We start from the raw sequence: 15,402 nt of genomic DNA, 5'->3' as shown, positions 1-15,402 counted from the left end.
TTGGTTTCCACTGCTTTTTTATTTAGGAAAAGAAAAACTGCGTCACAGCCTTGGCAGGCCATCGCGCAGCGATTTTGTTCAATTCCTGTTTGTAGAATTCAAAAATTTAATATGAAATGTGAGATAGAGCGTATGGAAATAATCTATACGTTCTATTTTTTTTGCCTTTTTGAAAAAAGTGATTAAAAAACTATTGACATTTTGTTACTGGAAAGACCGCAAAATCTATTTTGATTAGCTGTGGTGCGAGGTTGGCACCATTTGACATCAAGGAGCTGCGTGACCTGACTGCTTATGATGAACTGGAGCTTGATACACTGGGGGAGAAAAAGACAGCACTGTTTGTCATTATCTCCGATACCGATGCGACATTCAATTTCATTGTAAAGGAATTGCTTGCAAAGCTGGCAGAATATAAGCCACTTGCCAAAATCGAGGAGATTGAGGAACAGAATTACAACATGATTGATGACAGACTCAACAATGGCGTGGAGAAATTCAATCGTGAGGAAGAAAAGAAAGAACAGGCGGAAAACCGCAGGCTCGTTTTTCCTTAAAGGAGCGTCTGGCGGCTAAGCAGAAGGAAGTGGCACAGGGCAAGAAAGATTCCAAAGAGCAGAATAAAAATATGGTAGTCATTAGGTGTCCCTTTTGACTACCGTTTTTTTATTAAAAATTAAAGAGGAGCCGGATCACTCCGACTCCTCCAAGTATGTGTCCGCAAACACATACCCCAATTGCTATCTATAATATACTATAGGCAGGTAAAATATGCGAGCATTATATGGAATTTTTTAAGATGTTTAAGCGAGAGAACAAATCAGGATGAATCGAAATAGCTGAAACATTCGGGTTTACAGAAGATTCGTATTCTCTTGTAATCTTTTCAAATTCACGGATGAATGATTTGATCTCTGTTTTAGAGACTTTCAGTAATTTTAAGTAGTAACAGATAAGGATAATGTAATCACCGATAGTCTTGAAATTTATGTACGGCATCCCCCATTTCTAAAATCAGGCATTGTTTCATTGGTCTTGAAGGATCCATTTTTTTGAAACGGGTATCATATACCACATCGTTGTGAGCAATGGCATTTTGTATGGAGCCTTGAAGATTTAGTTTGTTGTTCTGGTATTTCTTTTTTATATCTTCACGGGTTCCGGCTGGTGCATTTTTGTAGCTGCTGATTGCTTTATCGTACATATCATAGATACTGCTGGAATCAATTTCTGACATAATGGTGTTCAAAGCAATATTTTTAAGCGCAGTTTCTATAAACATCATTTTTCCATATAAAAGAGATTTTAATTTTGTATCATATTGTATGGTTGCGTTAATCTCATTATATGAAGTGAATGGAAGTCTGTTAGGGGAAGATACAAAAACGATATCATTTATATCCATGAAAATATCCGGTATTGATTAGTTGTTGCTTTTGTGAACTCCCTGAGATGGAAATTCCATTATCCCTAAGATGCCGCATTAAAGCATCAGGTGATTTACAATCTGTATGTTCTTTTTGAATGATAAGAACAGGATACAATATAATGACCAGTGCAAGCAGAATAAAGGATAAGTGTGTTGCCAGAGGCAGCTACCTGCTCACACATTCTGATGATGCCTCAAAAATGAGGAATCTTTTAATCATTTTAAGTGCATAACTCGTTATTATATATATAGATATTCAATGGAAAGGAGTCTGATGCGTGTTGAGTGATGACGAATTAGTGGAACAGATTCTACTTGGAAATGAAAATGCAGCAGAAGAATTGATAAAGCGCTATTATACATCTATTTTACGTTACTGTAGGTGGCATTGCTCTAATCTGGAAAAAGCAGAAGACCTGACTCAGGAAACATTTTTGAAGTTGTTTAAGAATTTATCCGGATATAAAGGGAAAAAGAAATTTAAGGCTTATCTATACACGATTGCAAATCATTTATGTATTGATGAAAGTAGGAAGGTTGAGTTTTATCCATTAGAAGATGAAGAAAATATAGTGCATGAGTATAACGACATAGTTCGGCTAGAGGATAGGGCAGAGATAAGCTATTTTTTGAATTTTTTATCATCAGAACAAAGGGAAGCAGTCATTCTACGCTTTGGAGAACAACTTAGTTTTGGAGAGATTGCAAAAGTGATGGGATGCAATATGCGAACAGCACAAAGCAGGGTTCGTAATGCTTTAAAAATTATGAGAAAGGAGCAGGAAAATGAAAGATAAAAATTTGAAGGTCTATTTACAGCAATCTTTAGGAGAGGAAGTACAGCCTAAAAGATTAGAGGAAACGATTAAGCTTTGCACTGAAATTGTACGAGAACAGGAAGTGACTAGGGTAGAACCGAGGACAGGTTTCTTTCACTATCTTTCAGATGTATTTCGCTTTGAAGGTATTCCAATATTTGGTTTGCAGGCAGTAACGTTATTTATAGTTTGTTTAACAATTGCTAGCATTGCAGACGTGCCAAAGAATATACCAATTTTTATGCCGCTGTTTGTATTGGCTATCATACCAGCAATTTTTAAAAGCCAGTATTATGGAATGAGCGAGATTGAAGCGGTAACAAGAGCTTCTGGTGCCCAAATCACGTTAGCAAAGCTGGTTTTGGTCGGGGCAGCTAATTTGGTGTGTATAACAATTCTTTTGTGTATGGAAGTTTATTTGCAAAATTCTTATAAAGAGATTGGACAGATGGTCCTATACTGCCTGGTTCCGTACTTAGTGTGTATGGTTGCGTTGCTACGTTTGATCCGTTTGCAAAAGAAACAGAGTTTACAGATATGTGCGATTGTAATGCTGGGTTCCTGCATTTGTTGGGGTATGTCAGCAAGAATATTGCCATGGTTATATGAAACATCAGCAGTGGGTGTGTGGATTGTTACATTTTTGATTTTTGCTATGTTCTTTATAAATGAAATTCATTATATTGCAGAGATGAGAAAGGAAGGAAAAATGTATGGAATTGTCGCTTGATCGTTTAACAAAACAGTATGGCAGGAAAATAGCGGTAGATTGTGTTAGTGCAACCTTAAAGCCGGGAGTATATGGTCTTTTGGGGGCTAACGGTGCAGGTAAAACAACATTGATGCGTATGCTATGTGCTGTTTTGGAGTCAACCTCAGGGGAGGTATTGCTGGATGGAAAAGAAGTAACTTCGATGGGGGCAGATTACCGGAATGTGTTGGGTTATTTACCACAGGATTTTGGATATTATCCAAATTATACTGCGGTGGAGTTCTTAATGTATATTGCAGCACTGAAAGGAATACCGAAGAATGTTGCAAAAAAACGTGTGACTGAATTGTTGGAAGTGGTTGATTTAAGCCATGTGGCAAACAAAAAAGTAAAAACTTTTTCCGGTGGTATGAAACAAAGAGTAGGAATTGCACAGGCGTTACTTAATAATCCGAAAATTTTGATTTTGGATGAGCCGACTGCAGGACTTGATCCGAAAGAGCGTGTCCGTTTTCGTAATCTGCTCTCAGAGTATGCAGGCGATAAAATTGTAATTCTTTCCACACATATTGTATCGGATATAGAAGCAATAGCAGATGAAGTGCTATTGATGAAAAAAGGAAAATTTGTATTGCAGGGTACGGTTCCTGAGTTGATTCACAAGGCAAATGGTAAGGTTTGGGAGCTTTCTGTTTCTCCACAAGAAGCTAGACAATGGCAGACAAAAGCAACGGTTGCTAATTTACGGCACGAAGGAAAAGAAATTATATTGCGTATTATTTCAGACAATATGCCTAGTGAGCGAGCGGTTCCTTGTGAAGCTACACTGGAAGATCTTTATTTGTTTTATTTTCCCACAGAGGAAGGAGTGAAATAGAATGGAACTATTTTGGTTAGAGCATAAAAAGTTATGGCGAAAGAAAATTGTTAAAATATGTGTGTTGTTGTGTTTTGTTTATTATGTAATTTTTGGAAGCATACTTTCGTTTCAATGGTTCGGTTTTGGCAGCTCAGATGACTATACAAGTGCTTTTGGCAATAATTTTGATGGATATACAGTAATAAAGGATAGTCAGGAATATGCACTTTCATTTGGTGGAGAATTGACGGATGAAACCTTGCAGCAAATAGTAAGTGATTATCAGCAAATGGAAGCTGACGGTATGGAGAAAGAACTGGAAAAGACAGACTGGCAGATAGTTAATAGTTGGCTCGGAACATTGTATCCGGAGCTTCGAGATACCAGTAATTATAAAACGATGATAAGCTATGTTGATCCGGATAAGTTAACAGGCTTCTATGAAAGAAGACAGCAGGCGCTTGATGAGTTTTTGGAGGTCAGTGGTCAGGTAGGAGCTGAAAAAGAGTTTTTACATCAGATAGAGAGAAAGGTAGAAAAACCATTTCGTTATGAGTGGGTAGAAGGCTGGTCAACGCTTCTTGGTAGTATGGTTGCGGATCTGGGAGTTGTGATGGCTTTGTTTCTCGGTATTGTTTTATCCTCTTTATTTGCGGGCGAATGGCATGATAATACAAGCACACTAGTATTGACGACTCGAAATGGCTGGGGGAAAATCGCTCTTGCCAAAATTCTTACTGGTTTAGCGTTTACAGTGGAGTTATTTGCATTACTTGCTGTTTCAAATGTTATATCACAGTTGTTTTTTATGGGAACTGCCGGATGGGATATGCCGATTCAGAATATCAAGCTGATTGCTGTTGCACCTATGAATATGCTGCAGGCAGAAATTTATGAATATGCTTTTGTACTGCTTGGAGCAATAGGTTTTGCCGGAATTGTTATGTTTATATCAGCGGCTGTAAAAAATAATGTACTTACCTTACTGCTTAGTCTGGCTGTTGTATATGGACCAATGATGATTGCAGAATATCTTCCTTATGGAATGCAAAAAGCATTGGATTTAATACCATTGGTAGGAAGTTCAACAGATATTTTCAGAACTAATACTTTTCGTATTTTGGGGAAGCTTATCTGGTCACCATATCTACTTATTACTATTCCTGTCTTGATTGGTATTCTATGTATGCCATTCGCTATAAAGAGCTGGTCAAGAAGGATGAAGGCATAAATAACAATATGGCAAAGAAAAGAGATAAAAAAAATAAGTTGCGAGGGAAATGGTTGAGAGGAATTATCATAGTTTACTTGCTTTTGATACTATGTAATCTATTTCACGAATTTCCTTCAAGATTAGGGAATTTACATAGTATTCCGGTTTCGGAGGAGTGGTATTTAATTGTAGTAAACCGTTGGAATGAAATACCGGAAGATTATAGAGTGGAATTAACAGAATTATCGAATGGTCAAAAGGTGGATAGCAGGATATATCCGTATTTACAAGAAATGTTTGATGCAGCAAGGAAAGATGGAATATATCCGGTTGTTCGGGAAGGTTATCGAACTTATGATGAACAGCAGAAAATATTAGATGATAAGATAAAGGCTTATATAAATGAAGGATATTCACAGTCAAGAGCAGAAAGAACTGCTAAGGAATGGGTAGCTTTGCCCGGAACAAGTGAACACCAATTAGGCATTGCAGTTGATATTAATGCTGATAAATCAAAGAGCTCAAATGATGAGGTATATACGTGGCTTGCCGCAAATGCACATAATTATGGTTTCATATTACGGTACCCACAAGGAAAACAGGAGATTACAGGGACAAGCTATGAGCCATGGCATTATCGATATGTAGGAGTAGATGCGGCACGAGAAATTTATGAAAGAGGAATATGTCTTGAAGAATATTTTGAGCAATAGATTGGGGAGTGAGGATTATAGCTAAGTTACTGTTGCTTTCACTTGAGGAAGATGAAGAAGTAGTATTAAATGCAGTTATGTCTGCATTGGGAAGTTTTGAAAATAAAACACAGTTAAAAGAAGAAATAGCGTGTGAAAAATTAGCCTTTGCAGGAATGGAAATAGATGCATCAAAACGGTTAGTATATCGTGGTGAGAAAGAAGTAAATATTACGTTTACAGAATTTGAAATATTGCATTTATTAGCAAGGAATCCAGGCAGAGTGTTCAGCAAGGAGCAGATTTATGATATTGTCTGGAAGGAATCCTATTCCGGCGATTACAACATCATCATGAGCCATATCCGCAACATACGGGAAAAAATAGAGGATAATCCAAGCAAGCCAATCTACATACAGACGGTATGGGGTGTAGGATATCGTTTCAACAAGAATTTAACAGGTTAGAATAGGGCAATTAAGAAGCAAAATCTTAGTTGCTCTTTTTATTTACAGCGACAGGGGCAGAAAGGAGATAGAAGTACATTGCAGAAATCAAAACGAATAAGGGCAGTAAGCCAAGCGGTGTTACTCAATCAGGAGAAAGCACCGCATTTTGTTTTTTTAGGCAGAAATATTAAAAAAGGAGCAATCAGAAATGGATTTAGAAAATAAAATTGAAGCACAGCGGAAACGCATGGAGCAGGAAAAGAACAAGCTGGATATGCTGATGAAAAAGGCAAAGATGGAGCAGAGGAAAGCAGATAACCACAGAAAGATTGTGGTGGGTGCAAACTTTGAAACATTCCTTAATGAGCCGAGGAGATACAGCGAGGAGCAGACCAGACGGATTATGCAGGTGGCATTTGCCACAAGAGAGGTCAAGAACTGCATGGAGCAGATTGAACGGGAGCTTGCAAGGGCGGAGGAAAAAATGCCGGATACGGCGATAAATGAGGAAGCAGACGAGGACGAGGACGAAAACGAAGAAGAATAGGGAATGTGTAGCGTTGTAGCCAATTCCCTCAACTTTGTTGAGGGCGCACAGATACACCACCCTTTGGGGCGGTGCTGTGCGTTCTCCGAAGGCTCTTGCAGAGGGCAGTCGGCTACTTCGTATCCGATAACAAGGTGCAGGCACCTTGTTGAACAAAAGGCAAGCCTTTTGTTATAAGGGAGCTACACTCCCTTCGGCGGTAAAAAGAACCGCCTACCCTAGTGAACTTTGCGTTCAGATGAAATCACAAAAAGTCGTGCTTTCATCTGCCCACAAAGTCTGCTGGTGCAACCCACTACGTTGTGGGAAAGGAGAGGACAGTGAAGAACGGAACAATTAGCAGCAGGGCATCCATAGTCCAGCGAAGCAAAGGACAGTCGGCGGTTGAGCAGTCAGCTTATATCAGCAGGACATCCCTTTACAGTGATTATTATGGCATGGAAGAACTTTCTAGGCAGGTGTTGAGAAAGTTGGATGGCATGACAGATAAGGAATTTGCGGAAAATTCATTAGAAGCGGTAGAAGAATAGCGGTATCGAGTGGGTAGTCAGTTGCAATGGCTGGCTATTTGCTTTTTTATTTTGGCAAATTTTTGACATATAAAATTGATTGAGAAAAATCATGGGGTAAGGTATAATTTCGGTATGAATCATGAGATCAGATGAAAAATGAATGTTTCTATTTTAGAAAATACCTGACAATTATAGACAGTTTGGAGGTTCTAGTGTGAAAAATGAAAAATTAGAAATAATAGAAAGTAACGAATTTCAAAATTTATTTGATAAATCAAAAAAGCTGATTGACAGTGCCAGAAGCAATATGGGACAAATGGCAAATGCAATTACAGTTCTTACCAGTTTTCTGCTTGGAAGATATATTATCGAGCAGGAACAGCAGGGTTCAGAAAGAGCAAAATATGGAGCAAAAGTCTTGGATTCTTTGTCATCATATCTGACAGAAGAATATGGCAGAGGTTTTTCAAGAAGCAATGTTGCTGGAATGCGTCAATTTTACATGGCTTACAAAGATAGAGAAGATGAAATTATCCAATCGGGAATTGGACAATTTGAACGGGCTTTTGGAATTGTCCAATCAGGAATTGGACAATTAGAAACGGCATACAAAAAAATACCATTTAAGCTGAGCTGGACACATTATCAGATACTTATGCGTATAGAGGATAAGGACGAAAGAGACTTTTATGAAAAGGAAGCAATACGTTCTAACTGGAATGTAAGCACCTTGAAAAGACAATTTCACTCCAGTTTGTATGAAAGACTTGCATTGAGCAGAGATAAAAATGATGTGATGCGATTGGCCAATGAAGGTGCCGTTCCGCAGAAACCAGAAGATATTTTACATACTCCGTATGTACTGGAGTTTGCAGGACTGGAGGATAAAGCAGCATATCATGAAAGTGACCTGGAATCGGCGGTAATTGGGAAAATGCAGAAGTTTCTTTTGGAGTTGGGGAAAGGTTTTCTCTTTGAACAGCGGCAAAAGAGGTTTACATTTAATGACAAAAATTTTTATGTGGACCTGGTTCTGTATAACAGATTGTTAAGGTGCTATGTCTTGATAGATTTTAAGATTGATGAGCTTACGCATCAGGACTTAGGACAGATGCAGATGTATGTAAACTATTATGACCGGTATGAGAAAATTGAGGGAGAAAATCCGACGATTGGTATCTTACTCTGCAAGCAAAGTGATGAGGCTCTTGTCGATTTAACACTCCCGGAAAATGCCAATATTTATGCAAAAGAGTATAAATTATATTTGCCGGATAAAAAGCTGTTACAGAAAAAGCTAAAAGAATGGCTGGATGAAGAACAGAATTGATTCAGAGGGAGAGTACTATCTGATGGGGTAGCATTCTCCCCTATTGTTTTATAAGCTGTGATTTTTGTTTTTTGCCTGCTGATCTTGTACCGGATCGGTTTGTGTCCGTCCCAGAAACCGGTCAAGATTTTCCTGTTTCCGCTTCAAATCTTGCACCTCTTTTTCATAGTTCTTGTAGGTTGCGGTCAGTTCTTTTTTCTGCGTTTCCAATGCCTGATACTCGGCTCGCAGCTTATCCACATTCAATCCTTTTAGCTTGATGCCTGCCTGTTCAAGCACCCGTCTTGCGCCGTCATAGAGGATGATCTGGCTCTCGTATCTGCGGAAATAAGCATCCGGGTTCTTGGCTTTCTTGTAAGCGATATGATAGGAGCGGTTGTCTTTGTACTGCTCGGCATATTTGATGATTTCCGCAAGGTCTTTCATGTGGTGTTCCAGTTCCACAACGCTCTGTCTGGCGGACTTGACCGCTTCGGTTTTTACAGTAATTTTATTTTCCAGATCGGAGAGAGAACCAGCTTCATTATAGCTTTGTGCGGCGATTTTCAGATTCTCGATTGCTGCCCACTGTTGCAGTCCGGGACTGTTCTGGAATTTCTCGTCCGAGGTGTCAATGAGCCTGCGGGCAGAGTAGTCTTTTTTCGGGATCACTGCCTTTCGTTCCCGTTTCTTTTCGATGTGTTCCCGGATACGTTCCTTTGTGTATTCTTTCCCTAAAGACCTCGCACTGCCACGTACAAAACGCTCTTTATCGAGAGGACGGAAAGAGATATATTTTGCGGCATCTTCTCCAAAAGTTTCCCCTTTGATTTCGTAATCCTTTGCCCGCATCAGAAGCAGAAATTCTTCATAAGTGGAAGCCGCCTTGATACAGAAATTGATGTCCCGTCTTAGCTGTGTTTTCCAGGTCGAACCATTCTGATCAGACTGCCATTCCTTGTATTTTTTGCCACGCTCACCGCCTGGAATAATGACAGAAAGATTGTGTTCTTTGCGCAGTTCATCACTCAGGTGGCGTATGCGGTGGTAGGTCTGTGTGCAGTCGTGATATTTGTTGTATTCAATGTTGTCAGCCGCACAGAAGATGATATGATTGTGTATATGTCCCTTATCAATATGCGTGGTAACAACATACGAATATTTCCCCTCTAAAACCCTGTCTGCAAGCTCTTTTCCGATGCGGTGCGCTTCCTCATAACCGACCTCGCCCGGAGCAAAAGCCTGTATGAGATGATAGGCTTTGTTAGGACTGTTTTCCCTGCAATGGTCAAGCGTATACTTAAAGTCGATCGCCGCAGTTTCGGGCGCACACGCATAAGACGAAACATAGATCTGTTCGTCGGTTTTGTCCGGGTTGCAGATATATTCTATGGCTTTATCAACGGTTGCTTTGATAGCATGGATTTTTGTGTATGCCATACCTCATTCATCAACTCCTTTACTTCGTCTATGTCCTCCTGATAAATGTTTTCGATGCTGTTTACCCTCTTTGCGATCTGGTTTAAATTGGAGCTGATACGTCCCAACTCCGTATTATAATTTCGCAGGTAACTGTAATCAACATCATACACATATCCATATAAGATCAGCTTGCGCAGGAACGCAGACATACTCTTCATGCCGGATGCTTTGAATTTGGTGTTGAGGATGTACTGCTCATCATCGCTGAGATAAAATTGCACCGGATGGGTGCGGTTTCGGTTTGCCATTGTGCCACGTCCTTTCTAAATTTGGGTACAAAAAAACTGCTGTAAAATGTTCGATTTTTACAACAGTCTGTTTCATGTTTTATTCAATTTTGGGTGTAATTACCCATAGCAAATTGTAGCAAAAACGGCAGGAAAGGTCAATGCATTTCGACGGTAAAATGAAGAATAACCGAAGAAAAATCGAGAGAGGGTTAGGGATACTTCCCTATGGAAATTCGACCACACAGACGATAGGAAAGTGTGGGGGATTTCGCCTGTGTCATGACACAGGCAGTGCTTGCTAAGGTTGTTTTTGGCACTCGCGGAGGGTGTGCCAGATAGAACAGATTAAAGCAAATAAAGCAAATAAAGCGATATATGTGATATGTTATTTCACAACAAAAAAAGGTCGGTTCACAACATGGCGGCTAGCTATTAAAAGACTTTTTCCGATATAATAAATATAATTGTATGTAAGTAAGGAAGTGACAAGATGCAAATAGCAATCTGCGATGATGAAAAATCTATAGGATTGATATTAGAAGAAAAAATAAAGAAATTATTACCGGATGCAGTAATAGAAAAATATTTATCTGGTGATGAATTGATTGCAAGTGGTTGTGAGCCGGATATTCTATTTTTGGATATTCAGATGCCAGGAATGGATGGAATGGAAACGGCAAGGATTCTGCGTCAGAAAAATGAAAGAATGGTATTGATATTTGTAACTGCTGTGGAGGAGTATGTTTTTCAGGCATTTGATGTTGCAGCATTTCATTATCTGGTGAAACCGTTTTCAGATGAAAAATTTGAGGAAGTTGTGAAACGTGCAGTCAGAAGCATTAAAGAATATTCTGAAAATCAATTGGATGAAAAATACATGATGGTGCAGTCCGGAGGAAGCCATATGAAAGTGTTTTTGAAGGATATTGTGTATGCTGAGGTATATAATCGAAAAGTCATTATCCATACACGGGATACGAATATTGAATATTATGGAAAATTGCAGGAACTGAGTGAAATTGCGGGAGCAGATTTTTTTCGTACACACAGAGCCTACCTCGTACATTTCAAATATGTTCAGAAATATGATGCAAATTGTGTGACGATGGAAAATGGAACTGCATTGATTGCAAAACAGAATTATTCTGAGTTTGTAAAACAATATTTGAAATATAATCAGAGGAAAGGAAAAGAAATCGGATGAGTTTGGTAGAAAAATGCTGGATGGTTACATCGAAAATTTCTGTTATTGCACTCCTTATGATTACAGGAATCTATTTTGGAAAATTTGTTTGTCCCTATATAAAAAAGAAAAAAGGGGCTGTGGCAGTCAGTATTGTTTATATTACGATTATGCTTGTTTTATATATGATTCCGCCACAGATTGATAATTTTTCCGCATATCTGATTGGAGTTATAGCAGCGTTTCTTGTGATGTATGTAGAGGACAGAAGAAATATATATCAGAAAATATTTCTTGCAATTACGTTCTTTTCGATCCGATGGTTAACGGTTGCAATGGCAGCCAGACTTGATGATCTTGTTACAAAAGCACTTGTATTTCGGAATATGAGTGCAGAAAAAGTGTGGTTGCAGTACGGACTATATGTTGGAACCAGAGTTTTGGATATTGTACTTTGTATTGCTTTTATTGCGGTTGCAATAGGACTGATCAATAAAGCGTATATATACAAAAAAGATGAAATGAGCGTCAAAGAGATGGTAATGCTTATTATACCTTCACTTGTAGGCGTCACTGGGTATGGCATTTTACAATATTATCTCATGATATACGAAAGAGATACTGGAAAGAACTTGATTGATACATATGGATTTTATGGAGCTTTAAGCTTTTTACACTATCTGATTTCCATAGTTGCTATTCTTGTTGTGATTGTAATGTTTCAAAACTGGAAAGAGATGCAGGAAGAACAGCGGGGACAAGAGCTGGTATTAAATCAGATCAGTGACATGAAAAAGCATATCGAGGAAGTCGAAAAGTTGTATCGGGATATCCGCTCCATGCGCCATGATATGGGAAATCATATACAGACACTGGAACATCTGGTGGCACATAATAATATGGATGATGCTACAGAATACTTGGAACATCTGAAAAATGAATGGGACGAGGTATCTCCGGAAATAAAGACAGGAAGTCCGGTAATTGATGTCATTTTGATGGAAAAGCTGAGAGAAGCAAAAGAAAGGCAGATTCGGTTTCTGTCGGATTTTCATTATCCGCAGAATACGAAGTTAAATGCATTTGATTTGAGTGTGATCATGAATAATGCCTTGAATAACTGCATGGAAAATGTAAGTGGAGATGATCCGTATATCAGCATTTCTTCTTTTCGGAAAAACAGTATCTTTATGATAACCATAAAAAACAGTTTTGGGGGTCAGCTTAATTTTGGTGATAGCGATTTGCCAGAAACAACCAAATCTGGGAGGGAACATGGAATGGGTTTGAATAACATTCGCCGGGTTGCCAGAATGTATATGGGAGATATATCTTTGGAGCAGGGAAATGAGGAAGTAATCCTTAGCATTATGATGCAGGTAGAATAAAGAAATAAATTGGCACTATGTATTTTGTAAATTACAGAAATTACAGAAATATGTAGTGCTTTTTTGATGCTTCACAACGAAAAAAGGGCGGTTCACAACATCACAGTTTATTGTGAAGAAAGATATGCCGAAAGAAAAAATAAAGAGAAATCATGTTATACAGATTTTCAGGAAACGGATTTCAGAGTATTAGCTCAAGGAGGACAACGAAATGATGAAAATTAATGGATTTAACGGAACGAATACGCAGACAGGAGCAATGGGAATGGCACAGGTGAATGATTCTGTGAGTAAAAATATTCAGAATCAGATTGCAAATGCACAGCAGAAATTGCAGGACTTATCATCAAATGAAGAACTGTCATTAGAGGATAAGATGAAGAAACGTCAGGAGATACAACAGGAAATTACAAATCTCAATCAACAGTTAAGACAGCACCAGATTGAACAGAGAAAGGAACAGCAGAGTAAAAAATCATCTATGGATGATATGGTGGCTGGTACAAAAAATACATCTGCAAAGAAAGGAACAGGCTTGTCACAGGCAGGTATGCGGGCAATGATTTCCGCAGATTCATCTATGAAGCAAGCAAAAGTGCAGGGTAGTATGGCAACACAGATGGAAGGAAGAGCCGGTGTGCTTGAGTCTGAAATCAAGCAGGATGCTGGAAAAGGCAATACCGAAAAGAAAGAAGAAGAACTGGCAGATTTGCAGGCAAAAGCGCAGTCTGCAACAGCATCACAGATGTCTTCACTTTCAGATGCAAATAAATCTATGGAAGAAGCAGCAAAGGCAGACAACCGTACAGATGCAGCAGAAACAAAGAAGGATCAAACGCAGAAAGCAGAGAATACACAGGAAAATGCAGATACGGCAACAGATGCATCAGAGAATGCAGATGTTAAAACAGAAACAGCAGAAACAATAAAAAATCCAGCATCAGAAAGTGGACAGTCGGTAGTATATACACCGATCGATATACGTTTATAGTTCGGAAAGGAGGCTGGTGTTATGTCAGAAATCAAAAGTTTTAGTGATTATACAAGTAAATATAACAGCAATGTAGATTTTTCAGCGTTGTTTAGTGGAACGTCAGATAGTTCATCAGTAGGCAATACAAATATGCTTTCTGATTATGCTGCAATCAAAAATGGAAGCTATGGAAAACTTATGAAAGCATATTATGCAAAACAGGATGCTGAAAAATTATCGGGAAAAGGTGATACTTCACAAAAACTTACCTTGATGAAAACAAGTGCAGATTCTCTGAAAAAATCAGCAGATGCTTTGAATGACTCTTCTCTTTGGGAAAAAAAGAAAATAAAAAAGAAAGATGAAAAAACGGGGGAAGAGATTGAGGTAGAGGATTATGACTGGGATAAAATCACCAAGGCAGTAAAATCTTTTGTTGAAGATTATAATGATGTAGTTAAGGAAGCCGGAGAATCTAATACAAAGGATGTATTGCGAAATGCTTCATGGATGACTGGAATGACAGACAAAAACAGTAATATGCTTGCCAAAATAGGTATTACCATAGGAAAAGGAAACAAGTTGGAATTAGATGAGGATGCTTTAAAGCAGGCAGATATCAGTTCGCTGAAAACGGTCTTTACAGGATATAATTCTTTTGTAAGCAAAATATCGCAGAAAGCAACTGGTATATCGAATGCTGCAAACCGGGCGAGTGCAACCTATACAAATAATGGTACGTACTCTAAGACGGATTCTTCTTTGACATCGAGCAAGATAGATAAAGAAGTATAGAAAGTGTGGACTAACTTAGGGAGGTTGCTATGAAAGTTCAAGGAAATAGGTATATTAATAATCCTGAGATGATAAAAAATAAGGTCGAGAAGAAAACAACTGTTCCTCAGAATATTATTTCGGAGGATGATGTGAAAATCAGTGATTCAGCAAGAAAGTTAGTTGAGACTGCTCGTGGTAAAGTCTCAGATTTTCAGGCAATGCATTTTTCGTCAATCAATGGAGAGATAAAAGAAATACCAGCAGAATACAAATGTGAAAATTTATTCAAATTAGATTTGAAAGCAACTTCCATTTCTGGAGAACAAAGTGCGTTTGAAGGCTGTTCGGAAAATCAGTCAGAGGTTTTTGAAAAATGGCTGGACGAAAATGCTTCTGAATATTTGACAGAAGATGAAATGAAAGATTTAAAAGAGAAGATTAATGCAATGACAGCAGATGTAGATTTTTTGAATGCTCAGGAGGGATATAGAGGAACTTCCTATGAATCTGTATTTTTGTTAAGTGCAAGTGAAGCGGGGCTAAGAAAAGTAAATGAAATGTATGTTCCAGAGCAATTACAAGCAGGTTTTTCAGACATGATTGACGAATATGTTCATTTTAATGATTCGGCACGTAATTCTATCATGGAGAAAATGACACCAGATTACATGGTTGTTGGAATTGGAAGTAAAACAGAATCTTATAAGTACAAGTCAGAAATAATCTCAGATGAGACAGCTTTTTATGCAAATGAGAAGAAAGAGATAAGTGGTATCTGCAATCAGTTTTTAAATGGTAAAACAGATCAAAAATTATTTTGTAATGAGAT

18 protein-coding genes and 1 pseudogene are annotated in these 15,402 nt (G+C 38.4%); 16 read left to right on the top strand and 3 right to left on the bottom strand.

Features of this window, described 5'->3' with window-relative positions; genetic code table 11:
• Positions 1–209 precede the first annotated feature (209 nt).
• Positions 210–407 (top strand): annotated as a pseudogene (locus M72_RS18245) (VirD4-like conjugal transfer protein, CD1115 family); the annotation flags it as partial.
• Positions 408–967: 560 nt separating this feature from the next.
• Here the strand turns inward: M72_RS18245 and M72_RS17650 are convergent.
• A complete protein-coding gene (locus M72_RS17650) occupies positions 968–1,405 on the bottom strand; it encodes an Abi family protein (RefSeq protein WP_243142449.1) in 438 nt (145 codons plus the stop codon).
• 302 nt (positions 1,406–1,707) lie between these two features.
• Here M72_RS17650 and M72_RS09795 point away from each other — a divergent pair, with 302 nt between their 5' ends.
• The 10 genes from M72_RS09795 (at position 1,708) to M72_RS09755 (ending at position 8,561) form a co-directional block, all read left to right on the top strand.
• Entirely contained in the window at positions 1,708–2,226 is a 519-nt protein-coding gene (locus M72_RS09795) for an RNA polymerase sigma factor (protein WP_005341624.1), read from the top strand.
• The gene (locus M72_RS09790) at positions 2,216–2,977 is read left to right on the top strand and encodes a hypothetical protein (protein WP_055068089.1); all 762 of its coding nucleotides are present in this window, start codon (positions 2,216–2,218) and stop codon (positions 2,975–2,977) included. Before M72_RS09795 ends, M72_RS09790 begins: the two co-directional genes overlap by 11 nt.
• A complete protein-coding gene (locus M72_RS09785) occupies positions 2,961–3,836 on the top strand; it encodes an ABC transporter ATP-binding protein (RefSeq protein ID WP_055068088.1) in 876 nt (291 codons plus the stop codon). Before M72_RS09790 ends, M72_RS09785 begins: the two co-directional genes overlap by 17 nt.
• Position 3,837: 1 nt before the next feature.
• Complete coding sequence (locus M72_RS09780) at positions 3,838–5,049, top strand: ABC transporter permease subunit (protein ID WP_055068087.1); 1,212 nt, start codon at positions 3,838–3,840, stop codon at positions 5,047–5,049.
• Positions 5,050–5,057: 8 nt separating this feature from the next.
• Positions 5,058–5,744, top strand: a complete 687-nt coding sequence (locus tag M72_RS09775) for a M15 family metallopeptidase (RefSeq protein WP_055068086.1) — start codon at positions 5,058–5,060, stop codon at positions 5,742–5,744.
• 8 nt (positions 5,745–5,752) lie between these two features.
• A complete protein-coding gene (locus tag M72_RS09770; protein WP_330378200.1) occupies positions 5,753–6,190 on the top strand; it encodes a winged helix-turn-helix domain-containing protein in 438 nt (145 codons plus the stop codon).
• Between the two features lie 78 nt (positions 6,191–6,268).
• Positions 6,269–6,397 carry a hypothetical protein gene (locus M72_RS17645; protein WP_261291812.1) on the top strand — a complete coding sequence of 43 codons (129 nt, stop codon included), beginning with the start codon at positions 6,269–6,271 and terminating at the stop codon, positions 6,395–6,397.
• The gene (locus M72_RS09765; RefSeq protein WP_055068085.1) at positions 6,381–6,719 is read left to right on the top strand and encodes a DUF3847 domain-containing protein; all 339 of its coding nucleotides are present in this window, start codon (positions 6,381–6,383) and stop codon (positions 6,717–6,719) included. The genes M72_RS17645 and M72_RS09765 overlap by 17 nt, the downstream gene beginning before the upstream one ends.
• A gap of 320 nt (positions 6,720–7,039) precedes the next feature.
• Complete coding sequence (locus M72_RS09760; protein ID WP_055068084.1) at positions 7,040–7,249, top strand: hypothetical protein; 210 nt, start codon at positions 7,040–7,042, stop codon at positions 7,247–7,249.
• Between the two features lie 196 nt (positions 7,250–7,445).
• Positions 7,446–8,561 (top strand): PDDEXK nuclease domain-containing protein, encoded by a 1,116-nt coding sequence (locus M72_RS09755; protein ID WP_055068083.1) that lies wholly within the window; start codon positions 7,446–7,448, stop codon positions 8,559–8,561.
• A 48-nt stretch (positions 8,562–8,609) separates the two neighbouring features.
• Here M72_RS09755 and M72_RS09750 read toward each other — a convergent pair whose 3' ends face one another.
• A complete protein-coding gene (locus tag M72_RS09750) occupies positions 8,610–9,980 on the bottom strand; it encodes a relaxase/mobilization nuclease domain-containing protein (protein WP_055068082.1) in 1,371 nt (456 codons plus the stop codon).
• Positions 9,929–10,270: a MobC family plasmid mobilization relaxosome protein gene (locus M72_RS09745; protein WP_055068081.1), complete on the bottom strand. Its 342-nt coding sequence runs from the start codon at positions 10,268–10,270 to the stop codon at positions 9,929–9,931. The genes M72_RS09750 and M72_RS09745 overlap by 52 nt, the downstream gene beginning before the upstream one ends.
• 472 nt (positions 10,271–10,742) lie before the next feature.
• Here M72_RS09745 and M72_RS09740 point away from each other — a divergent pair, with 472 nt between their 5' ends.
• From M72_RS09740 to M72_RS09720, 5 genes are all read left to right on the top strand, one after another.
• Positions 10,743–11,456, top strand: a complete 714-nt coding sequence (locus M72_RS09740; RefSeq protein WP_055068080.1) for a LytR/AlgR family response regulator transcription factor — start codon at positions 10,743–10,745, stop codon at positions 11,454–11,456.
• Entirely contained in the window at positions 11,453–12,823 is a 1,371-nt protein-coding gene (locus M72_RS09735; RefSeq protein ID WP_055068079.1) for a sensor histidine kinase, read from the top strand. Before M72_RS09740 ends, M72_RS09735 begins: the two co-directional genes overlap by 4 nt.
• 214 nt (positions 12,824–13,037) lie before the next feature.
• The gene (locus M72_RS09730) at positions 13,038–13,814 is read left to right on the top strand and encodes a FlxA-like family protein (RefSeq protein WP_176694784.1); all 777 of its coding nucleotides are present in this window, start codon (positions 13,038–13,040) and stop codon (positions 13,812–13,814) included.
• A 21-nt stretch (positions 13,815–13,835) separates the two neighbouring features.
• The gene (gene fliD / locus M72_RS16860) at positions 13,836–14,591 is read left to right on the top strand and encodes a flagellar filament capping protein FliD (protein ID WP_117465675.1); all 756 of its coding nucleotides are present in this window, start codon (positions 13,836–13,838) and stop codon (positions 14,589–14,591) included.
• A gap of 29 nt (positions 14,592–14,620) precedes the next feature.
• A partial coding sequence (locus M72_RS09720) for a hypothetical protein (protein ID WP_055068077.1) occupies positions 14,621–15,402 on the top strand: 782 nt, incomplete at its 3' end.

Source organism: Roseburia faecis (assembly GCF_001406815.1).
GTDB classification, from domain to species: domain Bacteria; phylum Bacillota; class Clostridia; order Lachnospirales; family Lachnospiraceae; genus Roseburia; species Roseburia faecis.
This window is presented reverse-complemented; position numbering and strand designations above follow the sequence as displayed.

Excerpts from the sequence above, each read along its gene's own strand:
- M72_RS09775 (WP_055068086.1), top strand. The coding sequence starts at position 5,058 with ATGGCAAAGAAAAGAGATAAAAAAAATAAGTTGCGAGGGAAATGGTTG.
- M72_RS09730 (WP_176694784.1), top strand. The coding sequence starts at position 13,038 with ATGAAAATTAATGGATTTAACGGAACGAATACGCAGACAGGAGCAATG.
- M72_RS09780 (WP_055068087.1), top strand. The coding sequence starts at position 3,838 with ATGGAACTATTTTGGTTAGAGCATAAAAAGTTATGGCGAAAGAAAATT.
- M72_RS09750 (WP_055068082.1), bottom strand. The coding sequence starts at position 9,980 with ATGGCATACACAAAAATCCATGCTATCAAAGCAACCGTTGATAAAGCC.
- M72_RS17650 (WP_243142449.1), bottom strand. The coding sequence starts at position 1,405 with ATGGATATAAATGATATCGTTTTTGTATCTTCCCCTAACAGACTTCCA.
- M72_RS09765 (WP_055068085.1), top strand. The coding sequence starts at position 6,381 with ATGGATTTAGAAAATAAAATTGAAGCACAGCGGAAACGCATGGAGCAG.
- M72_RS09740 (WP_055068080.1), top strand. The coding sequence starts at position 10,743 with ATGCAAATAGCAATCTGCGATGATGAAAAATCTATAGGATTGATATTA.
- M72_RS09745 (WP_055068081.1), bottom strand. The coding sequence starts at position 10,270 with ATGGCAAACCGAAACCGCACCCATCCGGTGCAATTTTATCTCAGCGAT.
- M72_RS09735 (WP_055068079.1), top strand. The coding sequence starts at position 11,453 with ATGAGTTTGGTAGAAAAATGCTGGATGGTTACATCGAAAATTTCTGTT.
- fliD (WP_117465675.1), top strand. The coding sequence starts at position 13,836 with ATGTCAGAAATCAAAAGTTTTAGTGATTATACAAGTAAATATAACAGC.
- M72_RS09785 (WP_055068088.1), top strand. The coding sequence starts at position 2,961 with ATGGAATTGTCGCTTGATCGTTTAACAAAACAGTATGGCAGGAAAATA.
- M72_RS09790 (WP_055068089.1), top strand. The coding sequence starts at position 2,216 with ATGAAAGATAAAAATTTGAAGGTCTATTTACAGCAATCTTTAGGAGAG.